The sequence below is a fragment of the Paraburkholderia diazotrophica genome, assembly GCF_900108945.1.
Taxonomy (GTDB): Bacteria; Pseudomonadota; Gammaproteobacteria; order Burkholderiales; family Burkholderiaceae; genus Paraburkholderia; species Paraburkholderia diazotrophica.
Genome location: NZ_FNYE01000007.1, coordinates 50,850 through 71,066 on the forward strand (window position 1 = coordinate 50,850; position 20,217 = coordinate 71,066).

16 protein-coding genes and 1 pseudogene are annotated in these 20,217 nt (G+C 61.1%); 16 read left to right on the forward strand and 1 reads right to left on the reverse strand.

Annotated elements, in window-relative coordinates; translation table 11 throughout:
• Positions 1 to 360 precede the first annotated feature (360 nt).
• The 15 genes and pseudogenes from BMW76_RS11595 to BMW76_RS42785 all read left to right on the forward strand — a co-directional run bounded on the left by BMW76_RS11595 (position 361) and on the right by BMW76_RS42785 (position 17,029).
• Positions 361 to 1,011, forward strand: a complete 651-nt coding sequence (locus BMW76_RS11595; protein WP_090865278.1) for a cytochrome c3 family protein — start codon at positions 361 to 363, stop codon at positions 1,009 to 1,011.
• Between the two features lie 52 nt (positions 1,012 to 1,063).
• Positions 1,064 to 3,880, forward strand: a complete 2,817-nt coding sequence (locus BMW76_RS11600) for a 4Fe-4S dicluster domain-containing protein (protein ID WP_245763185.1) — start codon at positions 1,064 to 1,066, stop codon at positions 3,878 to 3,880.
• The gene (gene nrfD, locus BMW76_RS11605; protein WP_090865280.1) at positions 3,877 to 5,262 is read left to right on the forward strand and encodes an NrfD/PsrC family molybdoenzyme membrane anchor subunit; all 1,386 of its coding nucleotides are present in this window, start codon (positions 3,877 to 3,879) and stop codon (positions 5,260 to 5,262) included. The genes BMW76_RS11600 and nrfD overlap by 4 nt, the downstream gene beginning before the upstream one ends.
• On the forward strand, positions 5,259 to 5,792 hold the full coding sequence (locus tag BMW76_RS11610; protein WP_090865281.1) for a DUF3341 domain-containing protein: 534 nt from the start codon (positions 5,259 to 5,261) through the stop codon (positions 5,790 to 5,792). The genes nrfD and BMW76_RS11610 overlap by 4 nt, the downstream gene beginning before the upstream one ends.
• A gap of 74 nt (positions 5,793 to 5,866) precedes the next feature.
• Complete coding sequence (locus BMW76_RS11615) at positions 5,867 to 6,412, forward strand: c-type cytochrome (RefSeq protein WP_245763186.1); 546 nt, start codon at positions 5,867 to 5,869, stop codon at positions 6,410 to 6,412.
• Positions 6,409 to 7,497 (forward strand): hypothetical protein, encoded by a 1,089-nt coding sequence (locus BMW76_RS11620; protein WP_177200359.1) that lies wholly within the window; start codon positions 6,409 to 6,411, stop codon positions 7,495 to 7,497. The genes BMW76_RS11615 and BMW76_RS11620 overlap by 4 nt, the downstream gene beginning before the upstream one ends.
• Before the next feature lie 149 nt (positions 7,498 to 7,646).
• The gene (locus BMW76_RS41090) at positions 7,647 to 8,057 is read left to right on the forward strand and encodes a hypothetical protein (protein WP_218162531.1); all 411 of its coding nucleotides are present in this window, start codon (positions 7,647 to 7,649) and stop codon (positions 8,055 to 8,057) included.
• Positions 8,020 to 8,895 carry an SCO family protein gene (locus BMW76_RS11630; protein ID WP_090865283.1) on the forward strand — a complete coding sequence of 292 codons (876 nt, stop codon included), beginning with the start codon at positions 8,020 to 8,022 and terminating at the stop codon, positions 8,893 to 8,895. Before BMW76_RS41090 ends, BMW76_RS11630 begins: the two co-directional genes overlap by 38 nt.
• A 1-nt stretch (position 8,896) precedes the next feature.
• Positions 8,897 to 9,847, forward strand: coding sequence for a cytochrome c oxidase subunit II (gene coxB, locus BMW76_RS11635; protein ID WP_090865284.1), 951 nt, complete (start codon positions 8,897 to 8,899; stop codon positions 9,845 to 9,847).
• Positions 9,828 to 11,450 carry a cytochrome c oxidase subunit I gene (ctaD, locus tag BMW76_RS11640; RefSeq protein ID WP_090865285.1) on the forward strand — a complete coding sequence of 541 codons (1,623 nt, stop codon included), beginning with the start codon at positions 9,828 to 9,830 and terminating at the stop codon, positions 11,448 to 11,450. Before coxB ends, ctaD begins: the two co-directional genes overlap by 20 nt.
• Complete coding sequence (locus BMW76_RS11645; RefSeq protein ID WP_090865286.1) at positions 11,447 to 12,088, forward strand: cytochrome c oxidase subunit 3; 642 nt, start codon at positions 11,447 to 11,449, stop codon at positions 12,086 to 12,088. Before ctaD ends, BMW76_RS11645 begins: the two co-directional genes overlap by 4 nt.
• The gene (locus tag BMW76_RS11650) at positions 12,085 to 12,426 is read left to right on the forward strand and encodes a cytochrome C oxidase subunit IV family protein (RefSeq protein ID WP_090865287.1); all 342 of its coding nucleotides are present in this window, start codon (positions 12,085 to 12,087) and stop codon (positions 12,424 to 12,426) included. The genes BMW76_RS11645 and BMW76_RS11650 overlap by 4 nt, the downstream gene beginning before the upstream one ends.
• Positions 12,427 to 12,689: 263 nt before the next feature.
• A complete protein-coding gene (locus tag BMW76_RS11655) occupies positions 12,690 to 13,874 on the forward strand; it encodes a hypothetical protein (protein WP_090865288.1) in 1,185 nt (394 codons plus the stop codon).
• 714 nt (positions 13,875 to 14,588) lie between these two features.
• Positions 14,589 to 16,693, forward strand: a pseudogene (locus BMW76_RS42780) (glycoside hydrolase family 65 protein); the annotation flags it as partial.
• Between the two features lie 105 nt (positions 16,694 to 16,798).
• Positions 16,799 to 17,029: a glycosyl hydrolase family 65 protein gene (locus BMW76_RS42785; protein ID WP_407668946.1), complete on the forward strand. Its 231-nt coding sequence runs from the start codon at positions 16,799 to 16,801 to the stop codon at positions 17,027 to 17,029.
• Between the two features lie 106 nt (positions 17,030 to 17,135).
• Here the strand turns inward: BMW76_RS42785 and BMW76_RS11670 are convergent, their stop codons facing one another.
• A complete protein-coding gene (locus BMW76_RS11670) occupies positions 17,136 to 18,152 on the reverse strand; it encodes a D-alanyl-D-alanine carboxypeptidase family protein (protein WP_090865291.1) in 1,017 nt (338 codons plus the stop codon).
• A 1,097-nt stretch (positions 18,153 to 19,249) separates the two neighbouring features.
• On the opposite strand from BMW76_RS11670, the gene BMW76_RS11680 reads away from it, so the two are divergent.
• Positions 19,250 to 19,645 (forward strand): hypothetical protein, encoded by a 396-nt coding sequence (locus tag BMW76_RS11680; RefSeq protein ID WP_090865293.1) that lies wholly within the window; start codon positions 19,250 to 19,252, stop codon positions 19,643 to 19,645.
• Positions 19,646 to 20,217 lie beyond the last annotated feature (572 nt).

Sequence of the window (20,217 nt, forward strand, 5' to 3'; positions counted from 1 at the left end):
CCGCTCGTATGCCGTTCTGTAAGCTTGTATTCAGATGCGTTTCACGGCTAGCTAGCCGCGCGTGTCAACGAAATGACGAAGGATGCGCTGATGTACGGAAGCACCCCGTATGACGGCGTTCGCAGTGGATGCCATTGATGCGGCCTATTAAACCTACCGGTATTCATTGTAAGAATGACAGCGGCGTGGCCTCTCGAATCTGGCTAGCGAAAAGAGAAGAGACAGCGACCGGGGACGGCACGCTCGTGAATGCCCGCCGATGCTTCGCGGTTCAAAACCTTGTCACTCAAACCTTTGGCATCACATTTGCTGGGCTAGTCGGGGAGATCGGTCACACTTTAGCGGATAGCATGTGCATCCATGGCGCAAGCGTTCAGTCAGTCAACGGTTTTTGCCATCAAACTGTTCTCCATGGCGGCGCTTGTCCTTGCGATTGGCGCCGTCACGGCTGCGCGCTGGTACGCTTCGCCCGACGTCAAGATGCAAGAGCCCGTCGAGCAGCCGATCCCGTTTAGCCACAAGCATCATGTCGGCGATGGCGGCATCGACTGTCGTTATTGCCATACGTCGGTCGAAAAGTCCGCGTTTGCCGGCATGCCATCGACCGAGATCTGTCTGACATGCCATTCGCAGCTGTTCACCGATTCGCGAGTCCTCGCGCCGTTGCACGCAAGCATGGACAGCAATACGCCTGTTCGCTGGAACCGCGTGCACGATCTGCCGGATTTTGTGTATTTCGATCACAGCATCCATGTCAACAAGGGCGTCGCCTGTGTGGAGTGCCACGGCCGGGTCGATGAAATGCCGTTGACTGCGCGCGTGGCCTCGCTCGATATGCAGTGGTGCCTGCAGTGTCATCGAACTGCGCCGCGGCACATCCGGCCACTCGCCGATGTGTTCGAGATGACGGATGTCCGGCCGTTGTCTCAGCAAGAGATCGGGCAGTTAAACCGGCTCTTTCATCTGCAGGATACGCGGCGGCTGACCGATTGCTCAACCTGTCATCGTTAAGACCATGCGCCATCGTTCCTTCATCCCGATCGTACCGGCCAACGACGAGGCGATGAGTGCCGAACGCCGCGCCTTCCTCAAGGTCATGGCCGCATCGCTTGCGATGGCTGGCGCGAGCTGCAGCGGACCACCGCAGGAAGTCATCGTCCCGTATGTGCGGATGCCGGAAACGATGGTGCCCGGCAAGCCACTGTATTACGCGACCGCCTTCATCCACGGCGGGTACGCGCAGGGCGTACTGGTCGAAAGCGAGATGGGGCGGCCCACGAAAGTCGAAGGCAACCCCGGGCATCCCGCAAGCCTCGGCGCTACGGGCGTGTTCGCACAGGCTTCGGTGCTGCAACTATGGGACCCCGACCGCTCCCAGACGGTGCAGCGCAGCGATGCGCTCTCGACGTGGGAGGCTTTCAAAGCGGCCTTGCTGCCGCAACGCGCACAGTGGGATGCGAACGGTGGCGCCGGGCTTCGCATCTTGACGGGGACCACGACGTCGCCGACGCTTGCCGACCAGATCGGCGGCTTGCTGACGCGATACCCGAAAGCGCGCTGGCATTGTCATGATCCGCTGCACGACGACGCCGGCTTCGAAGCGGCGCGGCTCGCGTTCGGGCAGGCCGCCGACATGCTGTATCGCTTCGACCGCGCCGCCATCATAGTGAGCGTCGACGCGGACCCCTTCGCGGACTGGCCAGGAAGCATACGCTACGCGCGCGATTTCTTGCATAACCGTCGCAGCGATTCACCGCAATTCGACAAGCGGCTCTATGCGCTCGAAGCGAGTCCGCGATTGCTTGGCGCGCTGGCGGACAACCGCCTTGCGTTGCCGCCGCATGAAATCGAAAGAACGATATGGCGCATCGCTGCCCGGCTGGGAATCGCGAGCGGCGGGATATCCGGCATTCCGGCCGCTTCCGGCCAACGGGCCGCCAAATGGGAAGAAGTGCTGGCAAACAGACTGGCCGCGCATCGCGGGCAGTCGCTCATCGTAGCCGGTGGCAGCATCTCGCCGCGCACGCGTGCGCTCGTGCATCAGATGAACGCGCATCTTGGCAACCTCGGCGAGACGATTGTGCCGATCGCACCCGTCGAGGCGCAGCCTCAGAACCATGCCGCGTCGATGGCGACACTCGTCGAAGACATCGACTCCGGCGCGGTGACTTCGCTAGTCATGCTGGAGGTCAATCCCGTCTACGATGCACCGTCGGATATCGGTTTCGAGCGCGCATTGAGCAAGCTGCCGTTCTCGGTGCATCTCGGCCTTTACCGCGATGAAACGGCGCACGCTTCCACGTGGCACGTCCCGGCCACGCATGGGTTCGAGCAATGGAGCGATGGCCGCGCATTCGACGGCACGGCATCCATCGTGCAGCCTGTGATTGCGCCGCTGTACCACGGCCACTCGGCGCATGAGTTGTTGTCCCTTCTGACCGACGGCGAGGAGCAAGCCGGGTACGTGCTGGTACGCCGCTACTGGCAGAGCAAACAACAAGGCGGGAGTTTCGAATACTTTTGGCAGCAGGCACTTCGCCAGGGCCTCGTTGCAGGCAGCGCCTACCCGGCGCTCGCGTTGAGCGGTACACCCACGATGCCGCCACAGCCGGATTTCAACGGACCCGCGCTGCGAGCATTGTTTGTCGCAGATCCGTCAGTTGGAGGCGGCGAGTACGCCAACAACGGCTGGCTCCAGGAATTGCCGCGTCCGTTCAGCACGTTGACTTGGGAAAACGCGGCCTTGCTCGGCGAACGCACCGCGCAGGCGTTGGGCGTACGCACCGGCGACGTGCTGCGTTTGTCGCTGGAGCATGCGCCGGAACATGCGGTCGAGGCACCCATATGGGTCTGGCCCGCGCACGCGGAAGGCGCGATTACGCTGCCGCTCGGGTACGGTAGATGGGCCGCCGGTCATGTCGGCAACGGCGTTGGTTTCGATGCGTATCGCCTCCGTTTCTTGCGTGGCCCGCATGCATTGAAGGCTGAAAAGACGGGACGCCAGATTGCATTTGCCACCACGCAGCATCATCAGCGGATGGAAGGGCGCGAGATTGTGCGCATGGCGACGCTCGACGAATATCGCCGTAACCCGCACTTCGCCAATGACGAACCGCGCAAGCGCACGCCCGAAATGTCGATCTATCCCGAGTGGCAATACAAGGACTACAAGTGGGGCATGGCGATCGACCTCAATGCCTGCATCGGCTGTCGTGCCTGCACCATCGCCTGTCAGGCCGAGAACAACATCCCCGTGGTCGGCAAGGAAGAAGTTGCGCGCGGGCGTGAGATGCACTGGATTCGCGTCGACCGTTACGACATCGGGTCGGCTTCCGATCTGCGCAGCGCCTTTCAGCCCGTGCCTTGCATGCATTGCGAAACCGCGCCTTGCGAAGAGGTGTGCCCGGTCGGTGCAGCCGTGCACGATAGCGAGGGCCTCAACGTGCAGGTCTATAACCGCTGCGTGGGCACGCGCTTTTGTTCGAACAACTGCCCTTATAAAGTACGGCGCTTCAACTTCCTCCAGTATGCGGATACGGCAATCGACCGCCCGAGGGCCGCCTACAACCCGGAGGTGACGGTGCGACGCAGGGGCGTGATGGAGAAATGCACGTACTGCCTGCAGCGCATCACTCGCGGGCGCATCGAGGCGGAAAAGCTCGGACGGCGCTTGCGCGATGGCGAGGTGGTGACGGCGTGCCAGGCGGTATGTCCGACGCAAGCGATCACATTTGGCGACCTGAACGATCCGGCGAGCAAGGTCAATCGAGCCAAAGCGTCGTCATTGGACTATGCGTTGCTCGCCGAACTGAATACACGGCCGCGTACCACGTATGCGGCGCTCGTTTTGAATCCGGATGACGATCTGGAGCAGGCATGAATCCGGCCTCAGAGCAGCCTCCTGCTTCGAAGGATAGCGACGTCCTGCGCGCAGGGTGGGGCTACGCGAGCGTGAGCGACAAAATTGCCAACCTCGTGCTCAAGCGCCCCGTTCGCTGGCCGTGGCTAACCGCATTTCTCGTGACGTTCGCCGGTACGGTGGTGTTTTTCGGGGCGATCGCATGGCTCTTTACGGTCGGTGTCGGCATCTGGGGTGTCAACATTCCCGTTGCGTGGGGATTTGCGATCGGCAACTTCGTCTGGTGGATTGGTATAGGTCATGCCGGCACGTTCATTTCGGCTTTCCTTCTGCTGCTGCGTCAAAAATGGCGCACTTCGATCAATCGCTTCGCCGAAGCCATGACGCTGTTCGCGGCGGGTATCGCGGGGCTTTTTCCTATCTTGCATCTGGGACGGCCCTGGTTCTTTTACTGGCTCATTCCTTATCCCAGTGTCATGAATGTATGGCCCCAATGGCGCAGCCCTTTGGTATGGGACATCTTCGCGATCAGCACTTATCTGATCGTATCGCTGATGTTCTGGTATGTCGGCATGATCCCCGACCTGGGCACGCTGCGTGATCGGGCGTGCGCTGCCGGCAGGCGCTTCCCGACATTTGCCTACGGCCTGCTCGCGCTCGGCTGGCGCGGCGAGGCGCGGCATTGGGCGCGCTATGAAAGTACTTATCTGCTGCTGGCAGGGCTCGCTACGCCGCTCGTGATTTCCGTGCATTCGGTCGTCTCGCTCGATTTCGCGATCGGCAATACGCCCGGCTACCACTCCACCATTTTCCCGCCTTACTTCGTAGCCGGCGCGTTGTTCTCCGGCTTTGCGATGGTGCTCACGCTCGCCATCCCGCTTCGCCATTTTTTTCGGCTGGAGGATTTCATCACGCAACGCCATCTGGCGAACGCGGCGAAAGTGATGCTAGCGACCAGTCTGATCGTCGCCTACGGCTACGGGGCAGAGATCTTCACGGCCTTTTACGGCGCGGACCCCTTTGAGGAATATATGACGGTCAACCGCTGGCTGGGTCCCTATGCGCCCGTTTACTGGGCGATGATGTTTTGCAACGTCGCCGTGCCGCAGCTCCTGTGGTTTCGTCGTGTGCGCCATAGCGTGCTGACGCTGTTTTTGCTCAGCCTGGTGGTCAACGTCGGGATGTGGATGGAACGGTTTCTGATCGTGGTTTCCAGTTTGCACCGCGACTTCATGCCTTCCGCGTGGGGACTTTTTGTGCCCACCGTCTGGGACTGGACGCACCTGTTCGGGTCCATTGCCTTCTTCGTCTTGCTGTTCCTGCTGTTCGTCCGGTTTCTGCCCGTCATTTCGATCGCCGAAATGCGCGAACTTGTCCATGAAAGCGCGGAGAGCGAATCATGAGCGACGGTATCTACGGTCTGCTCGCGGAATTCGGCACCAGTGACGCCTTGCTCGGAGCGGCCAGGCTCGCACGAGAAGACGGTTATCGCTACGTCGAAGCCTATGCACCCTACGCAGTAGAAGGTATCGCTGAAGCGGTCGGTTTCAGAGGCAGCAGTATGCCGCTGATCACGCTGCTCGGCGGCATCGTGGGCGGAGTGGGCGGCTATTTCCTGCAATGGTATTCGGCGGTGATCGACTATCCGATCAACGTCGGAGGACGACCTCTGAATAGCTGGCCATCGTTCATCGTGCCGACATTCGAGCTCACTATCCTGGGCGCCTCGATCGCGGCGGTGCTCGGCATGCTGGCGGCGAATGGGTTGCCTCGCCTCAATCATCCCGTTTTCAATGCGCGTCACTTCGAGCAGGCCACCCGCAACCGGTTCTTCCTGTGCCTGACCGCGCGCGACCCACGCTTCGATATCGAGCGCAGCAGGCGCTTCTTGCAAGGCTTGCAACCGATGTCGGTAGTCGAGGTGCCGCGATGAAACGGGTGGCGGCGACATTGCTATCCTGCTGCGTGGCCGTGTCGCTGGGCGGATGCGAGAAGGCGAAGCAGGACATGTACGACCAGCCCAAATACAAGCCGCTTTCGCGTAGCGAGTTGTTCGCTGACGGCAATTCGTCGCGCCCGCTGCCGCAAGGGAGCGTGCCCTATTCGCAAGGACCGTTCGCGGGCACCTCGAGTGGGCGCAAGGGCACCGATGAGGTGGGCAAAGACATCGCGGCCGCGGCTGCGCAAGCCAATCCCTATCCGGTGACGATGCAACTTTTGCTGCGTGGCCGACAACGGTATCAAATCTATTGCATGCCTTGCCACAGCGCGGTCGGCGACGGTGACGGATTGATCGCCCGGCGAGGCTTTCCCCATCCGCCGTCGTATCACGACGAGCGCCTGCGCCAGGCGCCCGACCGGCACTTCTTCGACGTGGTCACCAACGGCTATGGCGTGATGTATCCGTACGCGGACCGGGTCGATCCGCCGGACCGCTGGGCCATCGTTGCTTATATCCGCGCACTGCAGCTGAGCCAGCATGCCGATGTCTCGAAGCTACCCGCTGACGTACTCGAGCGTCTGAAGGCCATAAAGCCGGGAGAGACCCAATGAACCGGTATCTCCCGCTGGTTGCGCTTGCTGCCGTGATCGCCGCCTGCATCACGGCCTGGTCATTAGCGCCTGCAGCGTTCCTCGGCGCCTATCTTGCGACCTGGTGGTTCTGTTGCGGGCTCGTCATGGGTGGCCTCGCAAACGTCTGGGTCCACAATCTGACGGGCGGGCGATGGGGGGAGGCGATTCGCGTGCCCCTGCTCGAACTGTCGCGCCTCATATGGATTTTGGCGTTGCTTTTCTTGCCGGTGCTGATCGGCATGCACGAGCTGTATCCATGGGCGGCGCGAGCATCCGTCGGCGTTGAGCGCTGGGCGGGCGAACTGCCGGCACAGAGTGCCTGGTTCAAGGATAGGTGGCTCACGCCCTGGTTGTTTGTTGTGCGCAGCATCTTTTATCTCGCTGTCTGGACGTTGCTCGCAACGCTTTCAAGGCAGCCGGCGCTGCGGCGCTCAGCGCGGTTTTCGGCTGCATCACTGATCGTCTACGGCTTGACGGTAAGCGTTGCGGCCGTCGATTGGGTGATGTCGCTGATGCCTGTCTGGTATTCCAGCGTGTTCGGCATGCTGGCAGGTGTGAGCCAGGCGCTCGCGGGCATGGCGCTCGCTGCACTGCTGGCGACGCGCATGCGTCCTTTGCCGAAGCCCATCGTCTTTCGAGACCTCGGCAACCTGTTGCTGATGTACGTCATGACATGGGCCTATCTTGCGTTCACCCAGTTCCTCATTATCTGGGCTGAGGATCTGCCGCATGAAATCGCCTGGTACATCCCGCGCATGAAGCACGGCTGGCTCTACGTTGCCTGGCTGCTGGCGCTGTTTCATTTTTTCGCACCGCTCCTGATCCTGCTTTTTCGCAATGCCAAGGAAGCGCCCGTGCTGCTCGGATGGCTCGCCGCCGCATTGCTTGTAGCTCATCAGCTCGACGTTTGGTGGACAGTCTTTCCCTCGCTGCCGGTCGGCTGGTTGCAGTGGCTATGGACTGTGCCGCTCACAATCACCGCTTTTTTTGCTGCTGCCTACGTGGCAGTAAAGAAGAGTCCTCGCATTGCCGCCGCCACCGCCGCAGGGGCTGGTCATGTCTGAACGCCAAACGGAAACGTCACCGGCTCCTGACGAAGTGAACGTCCGCGGCGTGCTGTGGGGCAGCGCTGCCATTGCGATTGGCATCACACTCGTCGTGCTGGCGGCATGGCTGCTTTGGCAGCGGTGGGGGGCGCCGTCCGGCGGCCCCAATGCCGGGACTGTGCCGCAAGCGACACCGCCCGCATTGCAAAGCGCGCCGCGGCAAGAGCGTGCCGAATATGAGGCCGAAAAACGCAAATTGCTCGAATCGTGGGAATGGATCGATCGGCAACACGGCATCGCGCGTATTCCGGTTGAAGAGGCGATGCGCATCATGGCAAGTCAAGGCCAAAGCCAAGGCCAAGGCCAAGGCCAAGGCCAAGGCCAAGGCCAAGGCCAAGGCCAAGGCCAAGACCAAGGCCAAAACCAAGGCCAAAACCAAGGCCAAAACCAAGGCCAAAACCAAGGCCAAAACCAAGGCCAAAACCAAGGCCAAAACCAAGGCCAAAGCGGCAAACCGATCGATGAGCGCAAGGAGTCCCCATGACGCGTCTGCACGGATCGCGGCACATCGCGGGTGAGTTCTTTGAGTTCGTTGCGGGCCGCTGCTTTGCGTACGGCATCGCTCGAATGAGGCGGTGCCGATGGGTGCTTCTCATTGCATTTGCATGTGTTATCGGCCTGCTCCGACAGCAGCCGGTGAGCGCGCAGGTACTCGCGGTTCGTCCGCCCGAGCAGACGCGATACGTGCAACGGCTCAACGCGAAACTGCCTTTATCCGGCACGTTTGTCGACGACAACGGGCGCCCCACGCGCCTTGGCGAGTATTTTGGCGACCAACCGGTGGTGTTGGTGCTTGGTTATTTCCATTGTCCCAACCTGTGCAGCACGCTGATGGATGGCGTGCTCGAGACTCTGGCCGCGGCCGGTGTTCCGCCGCACGCGTACCGTGTGTTGGGCGTGAGCATCGATCCATCGGAGACTCCCGGGCTCGCCGCTCGCAAGAAAGCTTCTTATGCGCCCTTGCTTGCCAACACGGGTGTGCAGCTGACCTTGCTGACCGGGGCGAAGCCGGAAGTCGACGCACTGGCGAGCAGCGTCGGGTTCGAATACGTCTATGACGGGCAACTGCAACAGTACGTGCATCCGGCGGGCTTCATCGTTGCCACGCCTGATGGCCGCGTCTCGCATTACTTCATGGGAGTGCGCTTTGACCCGCGCGATGTGCGGCTCGCGCTGATTGATGCTTCATCGGGAAGCATCGGCTCTCCGGTCGATCAGCTGCTTCTACTGTGCTTGCATTACGACCCGGTGACGGGCCGTTATAGCCCGCAAGTCATCGCAGGCGTGCGCGCGGTATGTCTGATGGTGCTGGCGGGGCTCGTCATCTGGCTGTGGCGTGCGACGAGAAGGGCATAACATGAATGCTTCCTTCCATCTCCTTCCACAGAGCGCGACAACAGCAAGCGGCCGCTACGACGCGCTCTTCATCACGCAGACAATCGTACTGGTCATCGTCGCTTTTGCCGTGGCGTTCCTCGTCGTTGTGTTTTCGATCCGCTACCGCGCGGGATCGGCAGCCGATCGCAGCCATGCGCCGACGGCCGTTCGCTGGATCGAAATCGCCTGGACCGTGACTCCGCTCCTGCTCTTTATCGGCACATTTGCATGGGCCGCCTATGACTTCACACAACTCTATCGCGCGCCACCCGATGCGATGCCCGTGTTCGTGGTCGCAAAACAGTGGATGTGGAAGCTGGAGCATGCGAACGGCAAGCGAGAGATCGACGAACTGCATGTGCCCGTGAATAAGCCGGTGCGCCTCGTGATGACTTCGCAGGACGTCATCCACAGCTTTTACGTGCCCGCTTTCCGGATCAAGCAGGATGTCGTGCCGGGGCGATACACGACGATCTGGTTTATCGCGACTGAAACGGGCGAATTCCATCTTCATTGTGCCGAGTATTGCGGCACAGAACACGCCGCTATGGGCGGGCGCATCGTCGTGATGCAGCCGAGCGAATTCGCCGCGTGGCTGGCAAGCGGCAACGCCCGGCCGGGCATTGCCGCTCATGGCTTTGAGCTGTACCGGCGCTATGGCTGCAGCGGATGCCATGAGGCGCAATCGTCGGTCCACGCCCCCGATCTGCATGGCTTGCTGGGACGCGAGGTCCATCTGGCGGATGGCCGTTCGCTCGTTGCGGACGAAGCATATATCCGCGACTCCGTTCTGCTGCCGCGCAAGGATATCGTGGCCGGTTACGAGCCGATCATGCCGTCGTTCGCTGGACAGATCAGCGAGGAAGACGTATTGGCCATCATCGAATACATCCGTTCCACTGGAGGCGACGATGCACGCGCGGGTCAGTGAAGCCGAAGTGTCGGATTATCTGGAAGACTGGTCATTGAAGTCGTGGCTCACCACCCACGATCACAAGCGCATTGGCTGGCTTTACATGGTGTCGATTACGGCATTTTTTTTCGTCGGCGGCGCGGCCGCGGCCATGTTGCGGTTGAATCTGATCACGCCGCAAGGCGCGCTGGTCTCGGCCGACACGTATAACCGGTTGTTTACCGCGCATGGCGTCATCATGGTGTGGCTGTTTCTGATCCCGTCGATTCCTTCGGCGCTCGGCAACTTTTTGATGCCGATGATGATAGGCGCGCGCGATCTTGCCTTTCCTCGCCTGAACCTGATGAGCTGGTACATATACGTGGTAGGCGGGCTCTTTACGCTGGGCGCGCTCTATGCGGGCGGCGTGGATACGGGGTGGACCTTTTACACGCCGTTTTCGACGATGTTCTCAAACAGCAACGTGATACTCGCGGTGACTGGCGTGTTCATTGTCGGTTTTTCGTCCATCCTGACCGGGTTGAATTTTATTGTCACCGTGCACACGATGCGCGCGCCGGGCATGACCTGGTTCCGCTTGCCGCTCTTCGTATGGGCCAACTACGCCACCTCGATCATCCTCGTGCTCGCCACGCCGGTGCTGGCAATGACGCTCGCGTTGGTCGGGGCCGAACGCCTGCTGCATATCGGTATCTTCGATCCGGCCCTGGGCGGCGATCCGCTGCTTTTCCAGCACCTTTTCTGGTTCTACTCGCATCCAGCCGTCTACATCATGGTGCTGCCGGCGATGGGCGTGGCGAGTGAGATCATTCCGTGCTTCGCGCGCAAGCGCATTTTCGGCTACCGCTTCATGGCGTATGCAATCCTTGGTATTGCATCGATCGGTTTTCTGGTTTGGGGTCACCACATGTTCGTGTCGGGTCAGTCGATGTACGCGAGCATGGTGTTCTCGCTACTGTCTTTTCTGGTTGCGATTCCGTCGGCCATCAAGGTCTTCAACTGGACGGCGACACTCTACAAGGGCCGCATTACATTTTCCGCGCCCATGCTTTATGCACTCGGCTTCGTCGGCCTTTTCACCATCGGCGGTCTTGCGGGGTTGACACTGGCCTCGCTGGCGTTGGATGTGCACCTGACGGACACCTATTACGTCGTCGCGCACTTTCACTACATCATGGTCGGCGGCACGGTGATGGCGTACCTGGGCGGCATCCACTTCTGGTGGCCGAAGATGACGGGACGCATGTACCCGGAAATGTGGGGCCGCGTGGCCGCTCTGATTATTTTTTTCGGCTTCAATCTGACGTTCTTCCCGCAGTACCTGCTCGGCTTCGAAGGCATGCCTCGCCGCTATCACGCATATCCGCCGGAGTTTCAGGTGATGAATGTTTTGTCGTCGGCCGGTGCTTCGATACTCGCAGTCGGCTACCTGTTGCCAATGTGCTATCTGATATGGTCGCTTTTCTACGGCGAGCGTGCCGGGTCCAACCCCTGGCGTGCCACCGGCCTCGAATGGCAAACGTCTTCACCGCCGCCCAAGCATAACTTCGAACACACGCCCCTCGTGCAGCGAGATGCGTACGAGTACGATCCGGAAACCGGAAACGAGGCGCCGCAATGACGCTTCACGCCGAACAGTTCGATACCGCCGCGCAACAGGAAGCAGCCTCGACACTGGGCATGTGGACTTTTCTTGCGACGGAGTTGATGTTCTTCGGCCCGCTCTTTTTGGGTTACCACTACGGACGCATGCATTTTGCCGAAGGCTTTGCCGCTGCAAGCCGTCACACCGATATCATGCTCGGCACGATCAACACGGCCGTTCTGTTGACGAGCAGCATGCTGATGGCGATCGCCGTTCAGGCAAGGAAAATGGATGCAGTGCGGCTCGCCGCGTGCATGTTGTTTTTCACGGCCGCGCTTGGCGCCGTGTTCCTCGTCATCAAGGGCACCGAGTATTGGACAGAGTGGCATGAGCACCTCGTGCCAGGTTCAGGGTTTGCTTTTCCCGATTCACGCCATGCCGACGCCGCCCAGTTGTTCTATTTCCTCTATTTCGGCATGACCGGGCTTCATGCACTGCATCTGATCGTCGGCTCTATCATGGTCGTTGTCTTTGCGCTTGGCCTCTCACGCGGCGAGCGCCGATTTGCTGCAGCTGAACGCATCGAAGTGGCCGGCCTTTATTGGCACTTCGTCGACATCGTGTGGATTTTTCTTTATCCCTTGCTATACCTCGTCGGAAGGAGTAGCGGATGAGCTCGCATGATGCGCATCGGTATGTGGGCCAACTCAAGGTGTGGGCTGCACTTCTGGCATTGCTGCTGCTGACATTCAGCAGTTCGTACCTGAAGCTCGGCCCATGGAATAGCGTGATCAACTTCGGTATTGCGACGGCAAAAGCGTTGCTCGTGGCGCTCTACTTCATGCACCTGCGCCGGGCGTCCGCGATGCTGCGCATCGCCGCCATCGCCGCATTGCTGACACTGGGGCTGCTGTTCGGCTTGAGCTATACCGATTACTCGACACGTGCGATCAATGTTGCGCCGTGGCAGGCACCGGCGGTGCCGCAAGATGCGGGGGCGGCTGCGTCGTGAAGCAGCCAGTGGTCTACTGGCCGCCGAGTGCATCTCTTCAAGGGCGATTGGGCTTTACCGCCAGCATGGTCGATTCCGGATGCTCGCGGCGATAAAACTGAAGTAATCAGCGCTCCTATGATCGTCTCTCCGCAGCGGGTCTCGACAGACGGCCGTCGCGCGCCGTCTCGCAATTGTGGCCCGGCCGGAGCGGGCATAGGTGTTGCGCGTGTCGTCCATATGGTGGCGAAGTTGCTGGACGGCGATTGCGGAGGGAGACAGTCATGAGAAAGATTATTTTAGGCGTGTACGACAGATACGCGGACGCGTGTTCGGCGCAGCGGGCGCTAGGCGAGGCGGGCGTTGAGCAGGCCGATATCGCCATTTACTCGATGTCGGCCGATGTCCCAGTCGAAAAGGGCCCGCGCGTCTATGCGCCCGGCGGTGGCGATGTGCACCATCACAAGCCGGTCTTTGATCAACTCGAGCAACTGTTCGCACGGATCTTCAGGCGGGGCGAGTATCCGCCGGAAACGGAGGATTACAGGGAATTCATCCGCCGCGGCGGAACAGTTGTCAGCGCCGATGTTGTCGAAACGCAGGTCGATCTGGCGCGTGAGGCGATGCGCCGCGCGGGCGCAGCCGACATCGGGGAGCGCGCCAATGCATGGCGGAATGGTTCCGCGGAAAAAGGCATGTCGGAACACGCGCCAGATCCAGGTAGCCCGGCGGCGCGCGATTCCTCCAGCCAGTACGAGTCGGCAACGCGGCGACAGGACGACGCGATGTCAGGCAGCGGACGGGTCGCGGGCACGGCGCCTTCGTTGGACGAAATGGAGAAGCCCGTTACCTCGCGCGACACCTCGCCGGATTCGGCATTGCCGGCGGAATTTGCCAGCGATGCTTCTGCCGCCGCCGGAACGGAAACGCCGAGCACTGCGTCGCCGTCGTCCGGACCGAACATGGTCGGCGGGATGCAGCAGGTGACAACGCACACCGAGGAGCGACGATCCGAGCCTTCTATGGAGCAAAGACAGCAGTTATCGGGTGTACCCGACGTCGGGTTCGCACGAACATCGGCAGGTGTGGACGCGGATCTTAAATCCCGCGCAGCGGCTCCATCCGATTCCAGCGCGGGCACGGCTGGCGCGAAGGCGCAGCAGACGTCGGGGACTGGTCTCGTGGGCGATCCTGTCATGGGCACCCCGCTGGACGATGACCCCTACGACGATGAATTTCGCAAGGACTATGACGCTCACTATGCGAACACGGGCGGCTCATACGACGAATATCGGCGCGCCTACACGCATGGCGCCACGCTCGGGCAGGACGAGCGATATCGTATGCAGGACTGGCAACAGGTTGAGCCCAGCGCTCGCGAGCATTGGGAGTCGCGTTATCCGGAAAGTGGCTGGGAACGATTCAAGGCTGCCGTGCGGCACGGTTGGGAACGCGTTACGGGTCACTGACGCTGCTTGCCGTCATGCTGATGCGATCGCCGATCGCACGCAGGCTGATGGCGTATCAGGGCTAGCAGACAGATGCGTAGCCAGGCGTTTTCGCATGGAATTTCCCGTATGGTCTAAATGGGTCCGTCGGTAACGCGTTGCAAACTCGCGGCGCTTTAACCGACGGGCACGGCCAACGGGCCAGTCGTCGGTGCAGTGCAGGAGCGTCCGTAACGGCGGCTTCGGGAGATGATGAAGCGACGCATGAGCTGTATCCGGCTCAGAAGCCTGAAGCGTGCGATCGACTTTGTAGCGGGAGACGAACGTGAGCATCCTCGTGGTCAGCTTGTTGGTTCTTGTCATGGCGCTGCCGTCTTCCAACGCGCGTGCTGAGGTTGACCAACGCTGCGTATCCGTTCAGGTCAGCATCTGTAATTCCACATTGGCGCAATGCCAATGCACGTCTTCCGGTCGGACGAATGATGCCAATAGCGTGGCCGAACAGCAGAGAAGGTGCACTCAGGATTGCCACGAGGCCTATCAAAAGTGTGTCGCCGATGCGGCACGATCGTGTTACCGGTAGACGGGAGTCCGGCGCATTCCGCAGTACGTGGGCTGGCAGCACCCGACGTTCGGACATCGACCGTGCGTAGACGACGCGTGAGGCACGGGGATACTTGTTAGTCAGCGGCATCGGGCAATGTGCCGGGTTCGCTGATTGCTCACCGACCGCTCATGAATCCAGACACGCAACCGTTGCGTTTCGATGCCTACGATCCGCGCGACGAGCGGCGCCGCGAGTCGCTGCTCGGTCTCGGCAATGGCGTGCTGTTCGTGCGTGCAAGCGCGCCGGAACAGCGCCTCGCACATACGTCCACGTACCCGACAAACTACCCGCCCGACGAAGCGCACGCGCACTATCCCGGCATCTATCGCGCGGGGCTTTACAACCCGGTGACAGCATGCGCGAACGGCGAGACCTTGCGCGCGGCATTCCTGCCGCGCCTGCCGGATGCGACGGGCTTGCGGTACGGCGCGGCGGCGAGCCGTGGCTCGGGACGCATACGGCGCAGCTCGTTCGCTACACGCATGCACTCGACATGGAGACGGCGCAAGCAACGCGGACGCTGCTGCTGCGCATCGCGGACGGCACGACGCAGATCGTCGAATCGCGTTTTGTCAGCGCGGCGCATCCATCCGTGTTCGTGATCCGCTGGCACGTCACCGCGTGCGACTGGTCAGGGCCGCTCGATATCGCCGACGGCACGGACGGCGATGTGCGCAATGCGATCGTCGAAAGGCAGCGCGCGTTCGATGGCCGCCACATCGTCGACGTGATGCATGCGATACAACCCGATGGCGTGCTGCTGACGAGCGCGAGGTTGTCGGGCGCGCAGGTGAGCATCGCAATCGGATCGCGCGTGGATGTGCAGTGCGCGAGTGACGAGATCGCCCCGCGCGTCGAATGGAAAGAGGGCGCGGCCTGCTTCACGCGTCGTACCGTGCATCTGCGCGCGGGCGAGACGGTATGCATCGACAAGATCGTGTCGGTGCATACGTCGCGCGATGCACTCGCGCCCGATCCCGCCGATGCGGCGCTCGCCAGTTTGCGGCGCGCAGGCAGCGCGGACAGTCTGTATGACGCGCATCTTCGCGCATGGCAACCGACGTGGGACGGCGTGCGTGCCGATGGCGACGATGAGCCGCTCGTGCGTCAACTGAACCTGCGCGCGTTTCACGTGCTGCAGACGGTGTCCGCGCATTCGGCGCTCGAGGACGCCGGCATTCCCGCACGCGGCTGGCAGGAGGGCTACCACGGTCATGTGTTCTGGGACGACCTGTTCGTGCTGCCCGTCGTCACGCGCGACGAGCCGGATCATGCGCGCGGGCCGCTGCTCTATCGCTACCGGCGTCTCGACGTGGCTCGCTCGGCGGCGCGCGCGGCGGGTCTCGAAGGCGCGATGTATCCGTGGCGAAGCGCGGCAACGGGCGATGAAGAAACACCGCGCCTGCAGTTCAATCCGCTCGATGGCCACTGGATGCGCGACCATACGCGTCTCGAACAGCATGTCGGCTCGTCGATCGCATGGAACATCTGGCGCTACTGGGGCGCCTCAGCGGATGACGGATTCTTTCGCGACCGCGGCGCTGAGATGATCATCGAAATCGCGCGCTTCTGGGCGAGCGCAGCGACGTTCGACGAACGCATCGGCCGCTATGCGATCGACTGCGTGATCGGGCCGGACGAGTATCACGATCTATCGCCGCAAACGAACAGGCCCGGCCTGCGCAACAACGCATACACGAACGTGATGGCGATGTGGACGCTGCGATGCGCGCACAAGGCGCTCGCATCGCTCGTCGAGCGCGACCGCGCCGCGCTGGCGCGCAAGATTGCGTTGCGCGACGACGAGCCGGATCGATGGCTCGACGTTGCGCGCAATCTGGCTGTGCCTTTCGTCGACGATGGCGTGATCGAACAGTTCGAAGGCTTCGCGCGCCTGCGGCGAGCCGCCGATCCGAAAGGACTCGCCGATGACGGCGCGCGCGTGGACTGGTCGCTCGAACGTGCCGGCGATACGGTGAATGCATGGCAGGTCTCGAAGCAGCCCGATGTCGTGATGCTGTTCTATCTGCTGGGCGAGACGAAGTTGCGCGAGTTGCTCGCGCAGGCGGGCTATGCGTTCGACGCAACTGCCGCGCGTCGCACGCTCGACTATTACCTTGCCCGCATGACGCACGAATCGAGTCTGTCGCAGGTGGTGTGCGCAGGTGCGCTCGCGCGCGGCCAGCCCGAGCGTTCGTGGGCGTACTTCTCCAATGCGCTGACAACCGATGTCACGCCGCTCGAAGGCAGCGCGCACGAGGGATTGCATCTGGGCGCGCTCGCGGGGACGCTCGATGTGGTCGTGCGCCACTATGGCGGCGTCGACTTCGAAGACGGCGTGTTGCAGTTCGATCCCGCATGGCCGCGCGCATTGCCGCGAACGCGCCTGTCGCTGATGTTCCGTCATCAGCAGTTGCAGCTCGAAGGCAGCGCGCAAGCCGTTGCGCTTCGCGCCGCACGCGACAACACACAGGGCGTCGCAGTCGCAGCACGCGGGCGACGCTTCGTGCTCGAACCCGGCGCTGTATTGACGATACGCGCGGGCAGCGGTGCCGTCGCGATCACATGACAGGAACGCCAGTCTTATTAGTATTTTTTTTGCGTCAAGAAAGACCCGATCGACAACATGCAGGGGATATCGTTAATGAACGACACATGGACGAGAATATTCGACGTCAATCTGCAGCCATCGTTCCGGATTTGCCAGTCGGGTAAAGCTGCGCCGCCGCGCGACTGGCATTGATGCGATGCCACGCGTGGCGGCGTGAAGGAATCGCGGAAATGGTCCGCCAGGCTGGAGAAACCACTTTCACGTGATGCAAATGGCTGGCGGTGGCGGCATGGTGGTGATGCGAATGCGCTGCGGCGCGATATAGCCGAGGCATGTTGATGGGAGTTGGCTCTCCACTCATCCAGGCGCGGATTGTTATAAGATCCGCGGCGCGTGCACGGGATGAACTGGCGCCGAGCAGTGCAATGATCACTGGGTTGCCCGACACTATGGCGTCGACGACTATGCAGCGTCCGGCCTCGCGCGTGTAGCCGGTTTTGGCCAGGCGGACGTCCCAGTCCGGCCAAAGCACGACGGGATCGGTGTTGTGATAGAACCTGATCCGGCCGCCAACAGCCTGTTCATATCTTGCCAGCGTGGTGAACGAACTGATCATCGGATAGCGCGTTGCCGCTAACGCCATCATGATGACATCACGAGCGGTAGAGACATTGCCCGGCGAAAGGCCGCTTGGATCGCCGAAGTGCGTGTCGGTCATGCGTAGCGCGCGCGCCTTGCTGTTCATCGCGTCGACGAACGCCAACTGACCGCCAGGGTAGGCGCGCGACAGAGCGGAGGCCGCGCGATTGTCGGATGTCACGAGCGCCATACGAAGCATGTCCTCGCGTTCGAGCGAAGTGCCGATCGAAAGGTGCGAACCCGAGTGCTTGAGGCGGTCGATGTCGGCGTCTTCAACAGTCACGGTATCGGTCAACACCTGTGCCTGGTCAATCACGACCATCGCTGTCATCAGCTTCGTCAGCGATGCGATCGGTCTAACATCATCAGCATTCTTTTCCAGCAGGACTTCGCCGCGCGCGACGTCGTACACGATCGCACTGCGGGAATACAGCGAGGGTGTGTCGGCCCACGCGCACACGGCCGCGATTGCCAGCAGCAACGCACCACCGAGTTTCAGCATTTTGGTTGATACCTTCGTGCCGCGAGCCCGCAACCAGAGAGGCAGGACTGGCCCCGCGCGCAAGTTCTCTCTCGCATCGGGAAAGCAGAAATGCGTGCAGGACGAACAGATTCTATCCGGAAGCAATCGAACTGAAACGATAGCGTTAGTACCAACGCCGTTATCGGGCCGTCGGCGCTTTCGATGTTCTTTGGCGGCCCGCAAATTGCCCAGTCAGCGTATTGCTGTGTCGGTGCACGGGCGATTTAAGCCATCGCCCGGGAACACCTCGATCGACGGAAGCATCAGACGGAAGTATTGCAATGGAGCCTCCGCGCCGGGGCGAGGCGCACAGTCGTTGGATGTCCAGGCCCGGAAAGTGCTGAAGCCATAGGTGATACGGACGTGTGCATGGAGAGCTGGATGTCAAAAGCGCCTTCAACGACGAGCGACCGCCTGATCTCCGGAAGACTGCGAGCTAACGGATACCAACCTCCAGATGGGTCATTGGATACCGCGTCCAGGACGCCGGCCAGGGCGTCCCTCGAAAAAGATGGCGTCGATCGGCAGCTCGTCGCACTCAATGTGGCCGGCGCAGGCCGTCGGCATATGATGGGGGCCGCGTCGGGTGTCGTCTTCGGGGTATTACTTGCCGCCGCAGGGCCCTTACTCTGGCGGTATGCAGAGGTCACGGGGCAATCTGTGCAGACGGACGGATGGCTGGCTGCATTGGCGTTGTTTGTCGGTCTGTTCCTCACGATTTGCGCTGGACTGGCGTTGCTGGGCTTGCCGCTTTCGGCAGCAGGAAACGACAGGGGGCGATAAGGCAGCCGGTCAACCGGCGCAATGAGCTCACCCAGGCCGTGGCGCATTACCGTTGAGCACAATCAGTCATTGGACCAAGGTCCAATACAACATTCTCTTCAGGTTGTATAAGCTGAAGACTCTCTCTCACAGGAACACCAACGCCGCTTTCATGGGAGTTCGTCATGAAGGTACGCTCAGGCGTTGGAAACGGACCGCAGTGCGAGGCCAGTGATGATCATGGCTGCGATCGGTAGTTCACGGATATCGAGGCTTTATCGCCAATCAATTATCAATCCCGCCCCGGAGTCCTGATGCGTGCATGGCTCTCTCTTCCCCTGTGTGTCTTGCCCTTTCTGGCGGCCGGCTGCAACACGCCGCCGATTCCACCAGGCAAGCCCGTCGATATTCCAACTGCTCTTGAGCAGGTTCTTCAGGGCCTGTGCAATTTCAGGAAGACTGAAGCGGCACGGAAACAGGACCGGGGTGTTGTTATCGACTCCATTACCGTAGAGCTCGACCTGACCGTCGACGGCGCAAGAAATCCGCCGGTGGCCGTCGCGCCGGATATTCAGTTCATCCCCACGGTGAGCTACGGACAGATCATCACCGCGAACCGGGGAAGCCGACTCGTTCTTTCGCTGAAGAAAACGGGCTCCGGCAACGCGTCTGCTGATGTCGAGTGCGATGCCTCCAGCCCTGCTCAGTAGGCGGCGACTCAGTCACCCCCAAGTGCGCGACAGTTCATCATCGGATACGCTTCAGAAGAAAGTATCTGTGGGACAGCACATGCGTCAGGCTGCGCTGGGGATAGTCATCGCTGTGGCACGCGCGGCAATCGTCAACTCGTCGTCCTGCATATTGCTTGTCTACGCGCCGACCTACGCGGTCAAGACGCTCAGGTTGCCGACGTATGTGCCTTTTGTCGCGCTGGTCGTCACTGGCGTCGTTGGAATGCTTTGCATGCCAGTCTTGAGAGCGCTCGCCGACAGACTCGGCGCCCGGCGGCAATTCCCTGGTGGCGTATCTCTTCCCCTTGCAATAAGAGCGAGTGCGAGGGGGCTTGCGTACGAAATTGGTGCGACTGTTTTCGGCGTCTCATCGCTTTGCTTTGTGACCGTTCTTCTTGCGAAAACCGGAAGCTCGCTCGTCCCGCGTACTACCTCGGAGCAATTGGAATCACGTCGTTGCTCGTGACGAACCTGCTCATCGGTAAGGTCCATCAGCAAAAACTCTAAAGCTTGTGTCAGGACATAGCAATGAACAACTGGAATCTCTCTGA